This is a genomic window from Pseudomonas sp. AC463 (assembly GCF_979253585.1).
Map to the genome: position 1 here is coordinate 1 of NZ_CEEDDZ010000874.1, position 255 is coordinate 255.

Here is a 255-nt window from a genome sequence, read left to right on the forward strand (position 1 = left end):
GTCAAGGACACCGCCCGCAATCAGCACCAGCGTTTGGACGTGTTTCAACGACAAGCTCAGGCCATCGGCGCCGAGCAACATCTCGCCGAACTGGATCGTCTCCAGTTCATGGCATTACCTTCGATGCCACCGTCGGGCGGATTGGTTTTTGCCACGCCGATCGGGTCGATTCCGGGGCCGGAAGCGATTTTCGATCCGCTGCTGCGGGCGCTTGGCTCGGGGCCAAAATAATTTTTCGACTTGCGTCACATGCCG

At 59.2% G+C, this 255-nt stretch carries 1 pseudogene; it reads left to right on the forward strand.

The window, feature by feature from the left end:
• Positions 1-231 (forward strand): annotated as a pseudogene (locus tag AC0IYH_RS32715) (class I SAM-dependent methyltransferase); the annotation flags it as partial.
• Between the last annotated feature and the right edge of the window lie 24 nt (positions 232-255).